The organism is Nocardia coffeae (assembly GCF_019890715.1).
GTDB classification, from domain to species: Bacteria; Actinomycetota; Actinomycetes; order Mycobacteriales; family Mycobacteriaceae; genus Nocardia; species Nocardia jiangxiensis.
Genome location: NZ_JAINZY010000001.1, coordinates 2,022,927 through 2,037,417, shown reverse-complemented (window position 1 = coordinate 2,037,417; position 14,491 = coordinate 2,022,927). Strand labels below are relative to the sequence as shown.

Sequence of the window (14,491 nt, the reverse complement as noted above, 5' to 3'; positions counted from 1 at the left end):
ATCGAGGCGCGGGTGCAGTGGGTCGGATTTGTCGGAATTGCTCTCGAATGGCGAGGTCGATGCCGGTAGTCTGGGCATCGAATCACTTGGTACGTCACCATTTCGTGGGAAGGATTCTCAGTGCATGGTTCGGGTGTGATCACCTCGCACCGCCTGATCGACGATGTGCTACAGCGGTACGTGGATGTGCTGGGCTCGCACGAGCAGATGTACCGCAACCACGTGCTGCGCTGCGTCAACTATCAACGTCTGCTGCTGCGGGCCGATCCGCCCGAGACCGCGGCACTGGCCTGGGCGATCCACGACCTGGGTATCTGGACGGCCGGGACGGTCGATTATCTGGCTCCGTCCGCGGACCTCGCCGAGCAGTTGGCCGCCGACTACGGGATCGATGACATCGAGACAGTGCGCACACTCGTACTGGACCACCATCGCTTACGCCGTTCGGCCGACGAGCTGAATGAAACATTCCGAATAGCCGACCGAATAGATGTCAGTGGTGGTTTGGTTCGTTCCGGAGTGGGCATTCGGGACGTACGCGATATCGTGGCCGAACTACCGTACCGGGGTTTCCATGCATTTCTGCTGCGGAACATCGGATCCCATGCGGTACGGAATCCGAGACATCCGCTGCCGATGGTGAAATGGTGAGATGCATGACGAAAGGTGCCCTGGCCGTTGTGATTCGACCGACGACTGCCGAATCCGCTTGGCTCGGAGCACCTTTCGCTGTCAGAACGCATGCATGGGCGCGACCCTGACGAGGGTCGGGAATCGATCGCCGACGACGTTGGCGGCGGTGATGGGCGCTCAGGCTGCGGTGGCATCCTCCCAACCGGTGAATTCTCGGTACGCCTCGATGTAGTTCTCCGAGAAGATGGGGGCGAAGGACAGGTCGGGCAGCGCGAACCCGTCGACCATGGTCGTCAGGTGATCGAGCAGAACCGTGCGGTACCCGCGGAGCTCATTGGCCACCTTCGGCATGTGCTCGTGACCGATGAACCATGCGGCGTTCGAGTGAATGCATTCCAATGCGTACGCCGCAGCCGCGGACTCGGCCAGTCTGCAGGCGGTCGGGTCCGACCCGTTGACCCATTCCAGATACAGCGCTGTGGCGGCGAGTCGTTGACTTGTCGCGTCGGCCATCTCGACCGCGGCCGATTCGGGACCGAGTGCGCAGCTCGCCGGGTCGGGTGAGCCGTTGCGCAGACTCGTCGCGATCCGATGTTCGCGGTCGATCAACATTTCCAGGTACCACGGCAGTCGGTCGGGCGTGCCCGGGAGTCGCAGGAACTCGATATCGGGACGTCCGACCTTGACCTGCAGGATCCGGTTCTCACCCTCGGCGGTGATCGCGCCCTTGGTGCCGCCGATCCAGTCGGCCAGGAGGTTGGAACGCAATGCCCCCTGGGCGCCGGCCCGCTGTTCGCACATCGTCAGGACCTCGAGCCCGGTGTAGGTGAGCAGAGGTTTGGCGATCATCGACCACACCGCGTGCGGGTGAGCATCCGCATCGGGTCCGCTGCGCAGGTCGCGGATGCGGCGACCCAGCACGCTCGTGGCGTAGACCGCGGCGAGTGCGGAGACCTGGTCGAGCTGCACATTGTCACGGTCGGCCATCAGCATCCCCTCGCCGGGCCGACGTTGCAGCGAGTAGTTGACCAGTCCGGCCAGCCCCGCCCGCGCCGCCGCGATGATGCAGTTGGCCAGGTCCAGTCGGCCGTCGCCCAGGACACCGATCGCGCGGTGGAACCGATGACGCAGTGGCACATCGCATTCGAACCGCCCGTCCGGAGTCATCACGGCCCAGTCGCCGCCGAGCAGCGCATCACGCGGCACCCATAGTCCGGTGAATCGGAAGATGCCGTGGTCCATCGCTGTCGAGGATTTGTCCGGCAGGGTGACCGCATCGACCCCCTTCGCCAGACCATCGGATGTGCGCAACCGGAACAGGAACGGCAGCACGCCCTGGTCTTCACCGTCGACGAGCAGCCGCGCGGTGACGACCGCGGTCTTGGGCACCGCCGAGGCCGCGTTCGGCATGAACTTCCATGCTTCGGCGCTGGGCGAGGAAATCCGGAAACCTCCGGTTTCGGCGTCCCACTCCGCGATGGTCTTGTGATCGTTGCCGTTGGTTCCGCCGAGTTCGGTCAGGCACAGCAGACCGATCGCCTGCGCGGAGTCCAGTTCGGTCAGGCACTCCTGCTGATAGCGAGATCCGTTGCCCAGCCGGTTGATTGCGCTGGCGGACAACGAGAAGTGTCCGGTCAGGATGGGCGCCATGTGCGGCGCGGCCACGAGAGCGTTACCGCACAGCGCGCCGCGGAGTTGATGGTCGGCGGCGATCTCCCGGGCGGGGTGGCCCAGCCGGAACAGTGCGAGCCGCAACAGTTCCGGCCCGATGAGAGCTTCTTCCGAGTGAATGAGTCCAGTCCGTGGACCGTCGCCCAGTCCGGCGATGACATCCCTGAATCGACGTTGGAGTGGCCACTGTTCGCCGAAGATCACCCGGCGCAGTGCGGCCACTGTGGGTGCTGATTCGGCGGCGAGCCGTGGATCGTGAACGGGAGGAGGGGTTTCATTGACAGAACCGGCGGGACGGGGAAGATCTGTTGTTGTCATAACACACCCACTCTGGTAACGGATTATAATCCGCGCCCAGGCCATGGAGTTATGGCACAGCAAACCCCCCCGCGCGGAATGCCCAACATCCGGGGTCATATCCTGTCGTGGCCCCGATGTTATTTCGATCAAACATTCATGGTCATCTCATATATTCTCCATGGAGTTTCAAGAGGTGTCATTCTTCTCAGCCCGAGTACTGAGAAGTCGGGGGACGCCTCGTCGGCATCATCGGTGGAGTTCTGGGGAATGTGACTGGCAGTGTCAGGAGTCCGTGAGCAAACGGTCCCGGACGCCACACCAGTGATTCGGCCGGAACGGCGAGTTGTATTTCCGGCAGAATATCGAAGAGCCAGTCGATGAGTCCGTGAACGATCTGGAGAGAGATGCTTTTCGCATCGTTGGGGCATTCGTGCGGGCCGAAACCGAAACCGGCGTGCCAACCGTCGCTGTGATAATCACCGTTGTTGATCATCGGATCGGTGCAGCAGGCCATGAGACTGACGATCACCGGCTCGTCGGCGGGCAGCCACACGCCGTCGATCGCGATCGGCTGTCGCGGATAGGTGATCTGGTAATTCGCCATCGGCGGGTCGGTGGCCAGGGTCTGGTTCAGTGCGGTCTTGGTCAGCGGCCGCTCGTGCACCGGCGTGGTCAGCAGCAGCTTGATCGTGCTGGCCGCGAGATCGCCGGGGCCCTGGGTACCGGCCGACAGGCAGGTCACCAACTGCTGGGCGATCTCCTCGTCGGTCAGTTCGCTCTCGTGCGCGATCAGGCGAGTGGTGATGTCGTCGCCGGGCTCGGTGCGCCGGAGTGTGATCAGGTCCAGCAGCGCCGAGGCGAATTGGGCGTTGGTCTCGACGGTGTCCTGTCCCTCGAACAGATCGGCGCTGGCCTTGGCGATGCGCGCCATGATCTCCGGCGGCGAGCCGACCATGTAGTTCAGCATGGTGAAGGTCAGCGGAGCGACGTAGTGCTGGATCAGATCGAGCGGTTGATCCTGCGTGGCGCCCTCGGCGCAGAACGCATTGATCAGATTGTGTGCCTCGTACTCCAACTGGTCCAGCAACGCGAACTGGTTGACTTTCGAGAGCGCGTATTGCGTCGCCTCGCGGTAGCGTTTGTGCTCCGGGCTGTCGCCATTGCTGCGCAGTGCGTTCGATCGCCACTCGACCATCGGCAGGAAATCCAGCCGCCGATCGGTGGGGAGTTTGGTCTGCCAGGTGCGCGGGTCGGCGGAGAAATGAGCGGGATCGTGTAGGATTCGTCTCGCCGTCTCGTATTTGATCACCAGCGTCGCCGGTATTCCCTCGGCAATCCACACCGGGATCAGCGGTAGGTCGCCATAATAATCGCGCATGAACTGGAAATAACCGTGCGGATTCTGCGCGAATTCCTGGGTGTGCATCGGCACGCGTTCCTCGACAGCGCCAATATCTACCGCCGAGGACGCATCCGGCCGCTGAAATTTGGTGGGCTGTGGGGAATTCACGGTGAAACGGCTCCTCGGATGACCTGATAATGGATGATGATGGCGAAGGGGTTCGGAGCGGGACGGCGCGACCGGAACCGATCCGGACCGGTCGGTTCGCTCTGCTGTCCAGGCGTAGTGGCGTCACCGGTACCGGCCGATCTGCGCGACATGTCCTGCAACTCCTGTTCGACCAACCTTCGACACGCGAAAGTCGTTCGACCGCAATGTATCTGGATGCGATCAAACGATCTCATCATAGCCCTCGGCAACTTGGCTCGCAGCACGAACCTTCGGGGACTTCATGGCGGACTCCAGGCAATGATTGCCTCCTGCTGATTTCCTATCCAGCGGTAGCTCGCCACCGTTGGGCATACCGAGGTCCGTGCTGCCGTGCTTCGGCACGCCGGAGTTCACCGCATATTTGCGTCGATGATGCGGGGGGACCGGTGGCGGGAGCCGGGCGATCACATGTCAGAAGCTCGATGCATCACACACCTTCACGTACACCACGCGCCCCTACCCGGACGCCGGGCGGCGCGCGCCGAATGCGCACTGTTCCCGGCTCTCGGGCAATCGCGTGGACACCGGGGCGAACTCTCGAAGCCGCGGTTGCTCGATCGGTCCTCGCCGAGGCGGCGAGTGGTCTGTTTCGGCCGGTTGCGCGACTATGCACCGGCGATGGCGAGCGGAAATGTCGATCGTGCGGACAGCAGGCATTGCCTTTGCCGCAGAGTAGCTTTCGACCGACCTAGTCACGAATTGTATTGTGCCACAAATTTTCTTACGACTCACAGCGAACGGTAACAAGCGTTCGCCATCGGGCGAATCCGATTCGGGGCCGGTCGCTCGGGCGCAGGTCACCGCATGTGCTCGGGCGGGTTGCCGGAGTTCGCGGAGTGGGCGTTCGGGTGAGCGTCGTTGCGGTGGAAGCGGTTTCCGCCGCGCGCAACCGCCTCGTTCGCGGTCGTACAGCAACCGTTCGCCTGCGATCCATCGGTTCGATCGATGCTCATCTGCTATCGATCCGCGCTGTGGCTCGTGCGGGAGAAATGGGAAACAGCTGGATTTCCCTCGTGAAATCGATGTGAAAAGTGTGACGAGAAGCTCGTGAACAATTCGTGATAGTGGTACCGGGAGGTGTCCGGCGCGGAGGTGAATTCCCCACGCGCCGTGGCGATCTACTCGGCGGATTCGTTCGAGGATCCGCGCAGGCCGTTGAGGACGACGTCGAGCAGTCCGTCGAGGTGGTCGGATTCGACGGGCTGCCGGGAGAGGGTGAGGAAGATCAGGGTGCCGATCAGCGCGTCGGCGGCGGCGAGGTGGTCCGCGTCGGGGCGTAGTTCGGCGTCGGCGGCGAGTCGCTCGCGCAGATGCTCCCGCAGTGGGCCGGTGAAATGGGTGTACAGGCGCGTGGCGGCGGTGTCGTCCACGGCCGCCGCGCCGGTGAGGGCTCGGGAGAGGGTGCGGCCGACGGGAGAGGCGATCTGCTCGCGGAATGCCAGAAGCCATTCGCGCAGCGCCTCGGCGATATCGGATCCGCTCGGTTCGGGCAGGGGCGGGGTGGGGATGAAGCCGTCCAGGACCGCGTCGACCACGACAGCGGCCTTCGAGGACCACCAGCGGTAGATCGTCTGTTTGCCGACCCCGGCCCGTCGGGCGATGCCGTCCAGCGACAGTCGGTCGTAGCCGTCGGTGCGTAGGATGTCGCGGGTCGCTTCGAGGATTGCCCGACGGGACGCCTCGTTGCGTTTGGGGCCGCGGCGGGACTGGGTCATGGCCGTCAGCGTACGAGGGGTGTACTGTCCGCTGAAAGCGAGACGATTCGTATTGTATTTAGGTAGGGAGTGCGATGAGCGAGGTTCTGGTGGTGATCGGGGCCGGCGGTATGGGTGAGGCCATCGCGCGTCGCCTCGGGTCGGGTCGGCAGGTGCTGCTGGCCGATTTCGACGCGGAGGTTCTCGACCGGGTCGCCGCCGCGCTGGACGGTGACGGATATCAGGTGCATGCGCGGAAAGTCGATGTATCCCAGCGCAATTCGGTGTCCTCGCTGGCAGGCCAGGCCGCCGCGCTGGGCTCGGTGACGGCGCTGGCGCACACCGCCGGGCTCTCTCCGGCGCAGGCGTCGACCGCGGCGATCCTGGCGGTGGACATGGTCGGTGTGGCACTCGTGCTCGAGGAGTTCGCGAAGGTCGTCGCACCGGGCGGGGCCGGTGTGGTGATCGCGAGCATGGCCGGCGCGTTCGCGATCGGGCAGCTGCCCGCCGAGGCCGAGGCCGCGCTGGCGACCACCGCTGCGGACGACCTGCTCGACCTGCCCTTCCTGGCCGGGCTCCCGAATCCGGGCGCGGCCTACAGCGTCGCCAAACGCGCGAATCAGGTCCGGGTGCAGGCGGCGAGCCTGGCCTGGGGACAGCGTGGCGCTCGGGTCAACAGCATCAGTCCGGGCGTCATCAGCACCGTGATGGGACGTCGGGAGCTGGCGGGGGAGTCCGGCGCCGGGATGCGTGCGATGGTCGAGGCGTCGGGAACCGGGCGGCAGGGCACCGCGGGCGATATCGCGGCGGCTGCGGCATTCCTGCTCGGCCCCGACGCCTCCTTCATCACCGGAACCGATCTCCTGGTCGACGGCGGGGCCGTGGCCGGTGCCCGGTACGGCGGGGCGTGATTGCCGAATCTGTTGTCCGCGTGCGGGAATCCGCATCGGCGAGCGCGGATCACCTGGTCACCGGTGGTGATCGATCGACTGCGGCGTGGCATGCCGGAATGCTCGATACTTGCCGATGATCGGCGAGGCGGCGATATCCTGTGCCGGAGATTCGACGAACACACTCCATACGCGAGGTGAACTGGTCCGATGCCGACATCTGCTGTGACTCAACGTCTGCGAGACGATCTGCGGGAGTACGCGCGACTGGCCGATGCGGCATATGACGTATCGCGGGTGGAGCCGGTACTCGATGTGCTGGCCGATATCGCGCCGGACGCACTGATGGCTGTGCGTACCACCACCGAGCCGGTCGGCGAGCGTGAAGTCAACGTGCGGTTCATGAATTTCACGGCCGATCCGACGGTCGCGCTGCGGGAGGCGGGACTGCTCGAGTTCACCGGGCATCCGCTCGAACAGGTGCTGGCCGCGGTGGCCGAGGCGGTGCCGGTGCAGTTCGGCGTCGACGTCGCGGTGGGGTCCGGCGTGCAGAAGGTCTGGCTCGCGCTCGGCGAAATGCTCGATGTACAGCAGATTTCGGCGCTACCGGGGATGCCCGACGCGGTGCGCGCCGATGCCGAGCACCTCACCCGGTGGGGTGGCGGGAAATTCCTGCTGGTGGCAGTGGATTTCGTCGGCCGGACCATGAATCTGTACTCGCAGTTGCTGACTCCCGGCCAGCTGCCGCCCGAGGATATTGCCGCGATCCTGCGCGAACTCGACTTCGCTCCGGCGAGCGATGCCGAGTTGGATGCGCTCGGTGCGCACGCCTACACGATCTACCGCACGTTCTCCTGGTCCGATCCGGGTGTGCGGCGAATCTGCTTCCCGCGCAGGTTCTCCCGGGAAACCTTTCCGGTGCATCTGGATCCGGTGCTGGAGCGTTTCGTCCGGAGCGCACCGCTGGTCGGCGACGGTGCGCACGCCTTCACCTTCTACGCCGCCTACAAACCCGACGGCCGGTACTACAAGGTGCAGGCCGACTACAATCCGCGCAGCAGTGATCTGCGGTTGCCGGGCGACGTCGCGATCCCGCCGACGCACTGAACCCTGCCGATCTGCTTGCGCCCCAGCGGGGCCGCCGTTCCCTGTTACCGGCGGTAGGTGAGGTGGATGAGGTTGTCGCCGATCGTGCGAACCTCGGCGAGGTGCAGGCGCGCCGGGGTCAGCGGGCCGGGTTCATCGGTTCGGTCGAACAGGCGGTTGCCCGCGCCCATCATCAGCGGGAAAACCGCCAGACGGAGTTCGTCGACGAGGTTCTGCTCGATCAGGGTGTGTACCAGCAGCGAGCTCGCGTAGACGCGGATCTCGCCGTCGATCGTGTCGATCAGTTGTGTAATCGATTCCAGGACTTCGCCTTTGAGGATTGTCGAATTGTTCCAGCCGGGGTCGGTGAGCGTGCTGGTGACGATGTACTTGGGCAGGTTGTTCATCGCGTCGGCGAGGGGGCCGGTGCGGGAGGGGTACCGGGCGGCGAAGAACTCGTAGGCGCGACGGCCCAGGAGTAGTGCCTGGGCGGTGCGGGCGTCGTCGAGGATCAGCCGGTTCCACGCTTCGTGGTCGCTCACGGTGAGGTCGGTGCGCCAGTCCGTTGCGCAGAAGCCCTCCGCACCGGTCGGGTCCTGGACGACCCCGTCGAGGGTGATGTTCTCGAACACGACGATCTTTCCCATTTCGATGCTCCTTGTCGGCGGGCGGGCTATCACTGAGGTAGAACCCGCGGCATCGGGGAACCGGTCGGTCGGCGAGCGACCAGTTCGGGCGCGATGCGGTGTCGATATTCGAAACGGCCTACGACCGAGGAGGGTGACACCACCGATGGTGACTGGTGACCAGGTATCGCTGGCGCGGGCGGGGGACGCGGCGGCGTTTCGCGCGGTGACCGAGCCTTATCGCGCGGAATTGCACGTGCACTGCTATCGGATGCTGGGATCGTTCCAGGATGCCGAGGACGCCCTGCAGGACACGATGCTGGCCGCCTGGCAGGGGATGAGCGGATTCGCCGGACGTTCCTCGGTCCGCACCTGGCTCTACCGGATCGCGACCAACCGGTGTCTCAACGCGCGCCGCGCGACGAGCCGCCGCCGGGCACGGGAGTGGGATGTGCCCGGCGTCGTGCCGCCCGAGCCGACCCGCCTCGGCGAGATCGTCTGGTTGCAGCCCTACCCCGACGCGCTGCTCGCGGACACGGGCGAGGCGGGACCCGAGGCGCGCTACGAACGCCGGGAGGCGATATCCCTGGCGTTCATCACCGCCGTGCAGGCGCTGCCGCCCCGCCAGGTCGCCGTCCTGCTGCTGCGTGACGTGCTGGGCTTCCATGCCGTCGAGGTGGCCGAAATGCTGGACACCACAGTCGATTCGGTGACCAGTGCGCTCAAGCGGGCCCGCGCGTCGCTGCCCCGGCCGACGGGTGATCGCCCGCCGCCACCCCATTCGAGCGCCGAGGACGCGATCGTGGCGAAGTTCGTGCACGCCTGGGAGTCCGCGAACCTGGACGCCCTGATCGAGCTGCTCACCGACGACGCCTTCATCGCCATGCCCCCGGTACCGTTCGAGTACCAGGGCCGAGATCTCGTCGCCCGCTTCTGCGCCGAAATATTCGGCGCGGGAAGAAGATTCGACCTGGTGCCCACCCGGGCCAACGGGCAACCGGCCTTCGGCGCGTACCTGCGCGACCCGAGCGGCATCGGCCACGGCACCGGACTCTACGAACTCACCCTCTCCGGCGACCGGATCAGCGCCATGACCCGGTTCGACAACACCGTCCTGCCGTGGTTCGGACTCCCGCGCTCACTACCCTGCCCCCGGCCCGCGAACTGACCTCGCTGGTACCTGCTGCTGACCGTCCAGTCCGTTGCACTGCAACGGAATCGGTATGGGATGAGTGCAGGTGCGCCTGGAGCCGGAACCGACGCAACCGGCTGATGCGGGTCTCGCTGAGCGGTACCGACACGGGCCGGTGGCGCTGGTAGGTGCCATTGTGTGCCTGGTACGAGTGGCAGGGACGAAAGGTCGGCACGATGAGTGGGCGAACGGATTCAGCGCGGGACCCGAATCTGGCGATAGCCGCGCTGATGGGGCCCGGGGGACCGTTCGAACTCGTCGAGGAGACGGTGCTCGGTGCGCGGATGCCGGTGATGCGACATCGGGGTCGTGCGGTGGGGGAGTTGCTGACCGAGTCGTTGCGGTGGGGTGAGCGGGACTATCTCGTGACCGCGGACCGCAGGATCTCCTTCACCGAGCACGCGGCGGCGGTCGCGGCGCTGGCGGTTGCGCTGCGCGACGACTTCGGCGTCGGGAAGGGCGACCGGGTCGCGATCTACGCGGCCAATACGCCCGAATGGGTGATCGCGTTCTGGGCGACGCAGATGCTCGGCGCGGTCACCGTGTGCATGAACGGCTGGTGGGTGTCGCGGGAGGTCGCCTTCGGCATCGAGCACAGCCGTCCCACGGTGGTGATCGCCGACGCCAAGCGCGCCGCTGTGCTCGCCGCGGCCGATACCGGCGTCCGGGTGCTCACGATGGCCGAGGACCTGCCCGCGATCTTCGCGCGCAACGCCGGAGTTCCGTTGCCGCACACCGAGGTCGACGAGGACGACCCGGCGGCCATCGTCTACACCAGCGGGACCAGTGGTCGGCCCAAGGGCGCGCTGCACTCGCAGCGGAACATCCTGGCCGTCGCCGACTACCACCGGTTCAACGATGCCGCACTCGCCGCGTTCACCGGGCAGCCCTACGACCCGGATGCGCCGAGTTCGCTGCGCTATCTGCTCACCTCGCCGCTGTTCCACATCGCGAGCCTGCACAATCTGGTGGTGCCGCGTCTGGTCACCGGCAGCGCGGTCGTGATGCATCAGGGCGCGTTCGACGTGGCGGCGGTACTGCGTCTGGTCGAACGTGAGCGCGTCACGAGCTGGGGTGCGGTGCCCTCGATGGCCGCACGCCTGGTCGAGTACGGCGAGTTCGACGCCTACGATCTGTCCTCGCTCACCGCCTTCGCCCTGGCCTCCGCACCGTCCTCGATCGCCTTCAAAGAGCGTCTGCGAGAACGGGTTCCGTTCGCCCGCGCGGCGCTGGTGGACAGTTACGGCCTGACCGAATGCAGTACGGCGGTCGCGGTCGCGACTCCCGCTGAGCTCGAGCAGTTCCCGGGCACACTGGGGCGTCCGATCATCGGCGTGAATCTGGAAATCCGTGACCCGGAAGGGAATCCGGCGCCCGAGGGTGTCGAGGGCGAGGTCTGCGTGCGGAGTCCCTACGTGATGCTCGGCTACTGGGCGGATCAGGCGGCCACCGATGCGGCGATCACACCCGAACGATGGCTCCGGACAGGCGATTTCGGTATCGTCGAGAACGGTCTGCTGCGTCTGGTCGGCCGACGTTCGGATCTGATCCTGCGCGGCGGTGAGAACGTCTATCCCACCGAGATCGAACAGTGCCTGGACGAACATCCCGACGTCCTGGAATGCGTCGTGATCGGCACTCCGCACGAGGATCTCGGCGAGGAGGTCTCCGCGGTCGTGGTCGTGCAACCCGGCAGTGTGGTGACTTCGGAGGATCTGCGCGGTTACGCGGCCGAGCGGCTGTCGTATTTCAAGGTGCCCAGCCGCTGGCGTTTCACCGGGGAACCGTTGCCGCGCAACGCAACCGGCAAACTGATCCGCCGCGGCATCGAGGTCTGAGCGGTACTCACGACGGCGGAGCGATGCCGTTCGCATCGCCCGGTCCGTCCCGGCGCGGATCGCGCAGGTCGACCAGTAGCAGCTCACAGGCCCGGCGGATATCCGATTCCGCCTGGGGCAGCGAGATCTGCCCGTTGAGGCAGGACTGCACCACGCCGAACCACAGCTGGATCAGCAGTCGCACCGAGGTCACCTCCACCTCGGTCGGCTGTGCGATACCCGCCGCGTCCAGCAGCATCTGCCGGAACATCCGGTCCACCCGGGCCGCGTCGGGCACCAGGTCGTGATTGGCGGTGGAGGTCGACATGACCATCGCCGTGGACAGCGCGGGCCGGCGCAGCAGCCCGCGGGTGGCCCGGACAAGTACGGCGCGCATCGCGTCCTGCGGTGCGTCGTACGTGGGTTTGCGGGCGGACCTGCTGGCCAGTCGTTCGAGCTGATCGACCATGACCGCCGCGAACAGGTGTGTCTTGGAAGGGAAATACCGATACAGCGTGCCGATCGCGACACCGGCGCGTTTGGCCACCTCGTGCATCTGCACGCGGGCCAGTTCCTTCTCCGAGGCCAGTTCGGCGGCGGCGGTGAGCATGCGGACGTGGCGTGCGCGCTGCTCCTGCGAACTCGGCTCGGCGGCGTCGCGCGCTTCGGCGATTCTCGGCACTCTCATCCCTTCGGTCCTGCCACGGCGACGAATCCGGTCGTAGCGGACCGGTTCGGCGCCACTGGCCCGAGGCCCGGCTCGGCGGTCGTCGATGGTCCGGAGGACATCGCGGGACCGCCGGTTCGTCCAGGCTAGCAACGAACCGGGTGTCGGCGTCCACCACCGCGAACCCGATGTCCGATTCACTTCCGGGTCGGGGTGCCCGCTGCTAGTATTTCAAGAATTAATTTCAGTTTTGTCAAGATGCAGGTCTTCGACCAGGGCATTTGGAGGTGTCGATGACGCTCGTCGATTCGTGTGACGCACCGTCGGCGGTCACCGGGAAGCAGGATCTGCCGCCCTCGATGGTGGAGCGGATGACCCTGATCCTGGATGCCATCGATGGGCCCGACTCGCGGCTGACTCTCCAGGAGGTCGCGCGGCGGACCCATCTGCCGCGCTCCACGGTGCACCGGATACTCGATCAGCTGGTTCGGCTCGGCTGGGTCGATCACCTCGATCTGGGGTACTGCCTGGGCCGGCGCGCCCGGCGGCTCGGCGGCAGCGACAACCGGCACGGCCTGATCCGCGCGGCCGCGGCGCCGCTGCTGCACGAACTGCACATGCAGACGGGATTGGTTGTGCACCTTGCGGTTCTGGAGCGCGACGAGAGCGTCTACCTGGACAAGGTGGGCGGGCGACTGGCCACGACGCTGCCCTCGCGGGTCGGCGGCCGGGTGCCCGCGCACACCACCGCGGGCGGCAAGGCGATGCTCGCGTGGATCGATCCGGAGCAGGTGGATCGGCTGTGTGGCAGGCGCCTGGTCGGCAGCACCGACCGGACGATCACCGAACTGCCACTGCTGCACCAGGATCTGAACCGGATCAGGCAGCGGCACGGTATCGCCTACGAGCGGGGTGAGGCGGTCTCCGGGATCGGCTGCGTCGGCGTCGCGGTCCGTGGGCCCGATGGTCCGGTGGCCGCGGTGTCGCTGTGCGGCGATGTGCGCAGCGTCCGACTCGAACGGGTCGCTCCGCTGGTGCTCACCGCGGCTCGTGCGGTGACCGATGCGCTGTATTCGGAATCTCGGTGAGCGGGACCTGCGCACCGAACGACCTGGCGCGTAGGCACTCTGGGTCCACTTCGACCTCCGGTGCGAGCCGTGGAGCCGATGTCTTGATCACCGAATCCGAACCGCGGGAGACCATTTCATGAAATCGATCCATGCCGGAGTTCTGGCTCTCGCCGTCCTGATCGCGGGAACAGCCTGCAGCACATCGAAATCCGATGACAGCGCCGGTGCGGCCGAGCTGCGCCCGGGAGAGTTGCTGACCTCCCGGACCGTCGACGGCAGTGTGGCACTACCGAGCGCCGCGCGCACCGAACTCGTCACGTACGTCTCGCAGGACGCCGCAGGCAAGCCGGTCGTGGTCTCGGGGACCGTGGCGATTCCCCGCACTCCGCCCCCGTCCGGCGGGTATCCGGTGATCAGCTGGGCGCACGGGACGACCGGTGTCGCGGACGGGTGCGCACCCTCGGCGGACTTCCCCGGCGGTCCGACGCACGACTACATCACCGAGATGGACACCTCCCTGAACGACTGGGTGGCCAAGGGTTACGTCGTGGCGAGCACCGACTACGAGGGACTGGGCACGCCCGGAATTCATCCGTACGTCAACGGCGTCACCGAGGTCAACGCGGTCACCGATATCGTCCGGGCCGCCCGGCACACGGATTCCTCGGTCGGCTCGACGTGGTTCGCGATCGGCCACAGCCAGGGCGGGCAAGCCGCGCTGTTCACCGCCGCGCAGGGGCCCAAGCGCGCACCCGAGTTGCATCTCGCCGGTGCGGTGGCCATCGCACCGGGCAGCGGCTTCGATCAGGTCGTGCGGTACTTCGCCGCGGGCACTCCCGGGGCCGAGGTCGCCGAACCGTTCCTGCCGCTGATCCTGCTCGGCGCGCAGGCCGCGGATCCGGCCCTCGATCCGTCCCGCTGGGTCACCCAGGACGCACAGCCGCTGCTGTCGGCGGGGAAGGTGGACTGCATCGATGCGCTGCGGAAGGTGACCCCGGTGCCCGCGGACCGGATTTTCCGGACCGACGCCGACCTCGGGCCGCTGACCGCGTATCTCGTCCAGCAGGATCCGGGCAGGCTGCACCTGTCGGTTCCCACGATGCTCGCGCAGAGCGCGGGCGACGCGGTGATATCGAAGGCATCGACCGATCTGCTGGTGAAGACGTTGCGGGACAACGGCAATACCGTCGACTACCGCGAATATCAGGGCGCGGATCACCGCGGCACGGTCGGGGTGTCACTGCAGGATGCGGAGAGCTTCGTCGCCCACGCGCTCGGCCACTGAGCCGTAGC

Annotated in this window: 12 protein-coding genes; 7 read left to right on the top strand and 5 right to left on the bottom strand. The window is 66.3% G+C overall.

The window, feature by feature from the left end:
• Positions 1-120: 120 nt before the first annotated feature.
• On the top strand, positions 121-651 hold the full coding sequence (locus K7711_RS09015) for a hypothetical protein (RefSeq protein WP_308014565.1): 531 nt from the start codon (positions 121-123) through the stop codon (positions 649-651).
• A gap of 159 nt (positions 652-810) precedes the next feature.
• Here the strand turns inward: K7711_RS09015 and K7711_RS09010 are convergent, their stop codons facing one another.
• The 3 genes from K7711_RS09010 to K7711_RS09000 all read right to left on the bottom strand — a co-directional run bounded on the left by K7711_RS09010 (position 811) and on the right by K7711_RS09000 (position 5,871).
• Entirely contained in the window at positions 811-2,526 is a 1,716-nt protein-coding gene (locus tag K7711_RS09010) for an acyl-CoA dehydrogenase family protein (RefSeq protein ID WP_222966451.1), read from the bottom strand.
• Positions 2,527-2,809: 283 nt separating this feature from the next.
• Positions 2,810-4,114, bottom strand: a complete 1,305-nt coding sequence (locus K7711_RS09005; RefSeq protein WP_308014563.1) for a cytochrome P450 family protein — start codon at positions 4,112-4,114, stop codon at positions 2,810-2,812.
• 1,160 nt (positions 4,115-5,274) lie between these two features.
• Positions 5,275-5,871, bottom strand: coding sequence for a TetR/AcrR family transcriptional regulator (locus K7711_RS09000; protein WP_222966449.1), 597 nt, complete (start codon positions 5,869-5,871; stop codon positions 5,275-5,277).
• 74 nt (positions 5,872-5,945) lie between these two features.
• On the opposite strand from K7711_RS09000, the gene K7711_RS08995 reads away from it, so the two are divergent.
• Both K7711_RS08995 and K7711_RS08990 read left to right on the top strand, forming a co-directional pair.
• On the top strand, positions 5,946-6,761 hold the full coding sequence (locus tag K7711_RS08995; RefSeq protein ID WP_222966447.1) for an SDR family oxidoreductase: 816 nt from the start codon (positions 5,946-5,948) through the stop codon (positions 6,759-6,761).
• A 189-nt stretch (positions 6,762-6,950) separates the two neighbouring features.
• Positions 6,951-7,847 (top strand): aromatic prenyltransferase, encoded by an 897-nt coding sequence (locus K7711_RS08990; protein ID WP_222966445.1) that lies wholly within the window; start codon positions 6,951-6,953, stop codon positions 7,845-7,847.
• 44 nt (positions 7,848-7,891) lie between these two features.
• Here K7711_RS08990 and K7711_RS08985 read toward each other — a convergent pair whose 3' ends face one another.
• Positions 7,892-8,473, bottom strand: coding sequence for a dihydrofolate reductase family protein (locus K7711_RS08985; protein WP_222966444.1), 582 nt, complete (start codon positions 8,471-8,473; stop codon positions 7,892-7,894).
• A 145-nt stretch (positions 8,474-8,618) separates the two neighbouring features.
• On the opposite strand from K7711_RS08985, the gene K7711_RS08980 reads away from it, so the two are divergent.
• Positions 8,619-9,620, top strand: coding sequence for a sigma-70 family RNA polymerase sigma factor (locus tag K7711_RS08980; protein ID WP_222966442.1), 1,002 nt, complete (start codon positions 8,619-8,621; stop codon positions 9,618-9,620).
• A 200-nt stretch (positions 9,621-9,820) separates the two neighbouring features.
• On the top strand, positions 9,821-11,482 hold the full coding sequence (gene casG / locus K7711_RS08975; protein WP_222966440.1) for a steroid-24-oyl-CoA synthetase: 1,662 nt from the start codon (positions 9,821-9,823) through the stop codon (positions 11,480-11,482).
• A 7-nt stretch (positions 11,483-11,489) separates the two neighbouring features.
• Here casG and K7711_RS08970 read toward each other — a convergent pair whose 3' ends face one another.
• Positions 11,490-12,143: a TetR/AcrR family transcriptional regulator gene (locus K7711_RS08970; RefSeq protein ID WP_222966893.1), complete on the bottom strand. Its 654-nt coding sequence runs from the start codon at positions 12,141-12,143 to the stop codon at positions 11,490-11,492.
• Between the two features lie 278 nt (positions 12,144-12,421).
• On the opposite strand from K7711_RS08970, the gene K7711_RS08965 reads away from it, so the two are divergent.
• The gene (locus K7711_RS08965) at positions 12,422-13,216 is read left to right on the top strand and encodes an IclR family transcriptional regulator (protein ID WP_222966438.1); all 795 of its coding nucleotides are present in this window, start codon (positions 12,422-12,424) and stop codon (positions 13,214-13,216) included.
• Positions 13,217-13,334: 118 nt separating this feature from the next.
• A complete protein-coding gene (locus K7711_RS08960) occupies positions 13,335-14,483 on the top strand; it encodes an alpha/beta hydrolase family protein (protein WP_222966436.1) in 1,149 nt (382 codons plus the stop codon).
• Positions 14,484-14,491 lie beyond the last annotated feature (8 nt).

Bases quoted from the DNA above. Each gene is read 5' to 3' on its own strand.
- K7711_RS09000 (WP_222966449.1), bottom strand. From the start codon at position 5,871: ATGACCCAGTCCCGCCGCGGCCCCAAACGCAACGAGGCGTCCCGTCGG.
- K7711_RS08990 (WP_222966445.1), top strand. From the start codon at position 6,951: ATGCCGACATCTGCTGTGACTCAACGTCTGCGAGACGATCTGCGGGAG.
- casG (WP_222966440.1), top strand. From the start codon at position 9,821: ATGAGTGGGCGAACGGATTCAGCGCGGGACCCGAATCTGGCGATAGCC.
- K7711_RS08965 (WP_222966438.1), top strand. From the start codon at position 12,422: ATGACGCTCGTCGATTCGTGTGACGCACCGTCGGCGGTCACCGGGAAG.
- K7711_RS08960 (WP_222966436.1), top strand. From the start codon at position 13,335: ATGAAATCGATCCATGCCGGAGTTCTGGCTCTCGCCGTCCTGATCGCG.
- K7711_RS08995 (WP_222966447.1), top strand. From the start codon at position 5,946: ATGAGCGAGGTTCTGGTGGTGATCGGGGCCGGCGGTATGGGTGAGGCC.
- K7711_RS08985 (WP_222966444.1), bottom strand. From the start codon at position 8,473: ATGGGAAAGATCGTCGTGTTCGAGAACATCACCCTCGACGGGGTCGTC.
- K7711_RS08980 (WP_222966442.1), top strand. From the start codon at position 8,619: ATGGTGACTGGTGACCAGGTATCGCTGGCGCGGGCGGGGGACGCGGCG.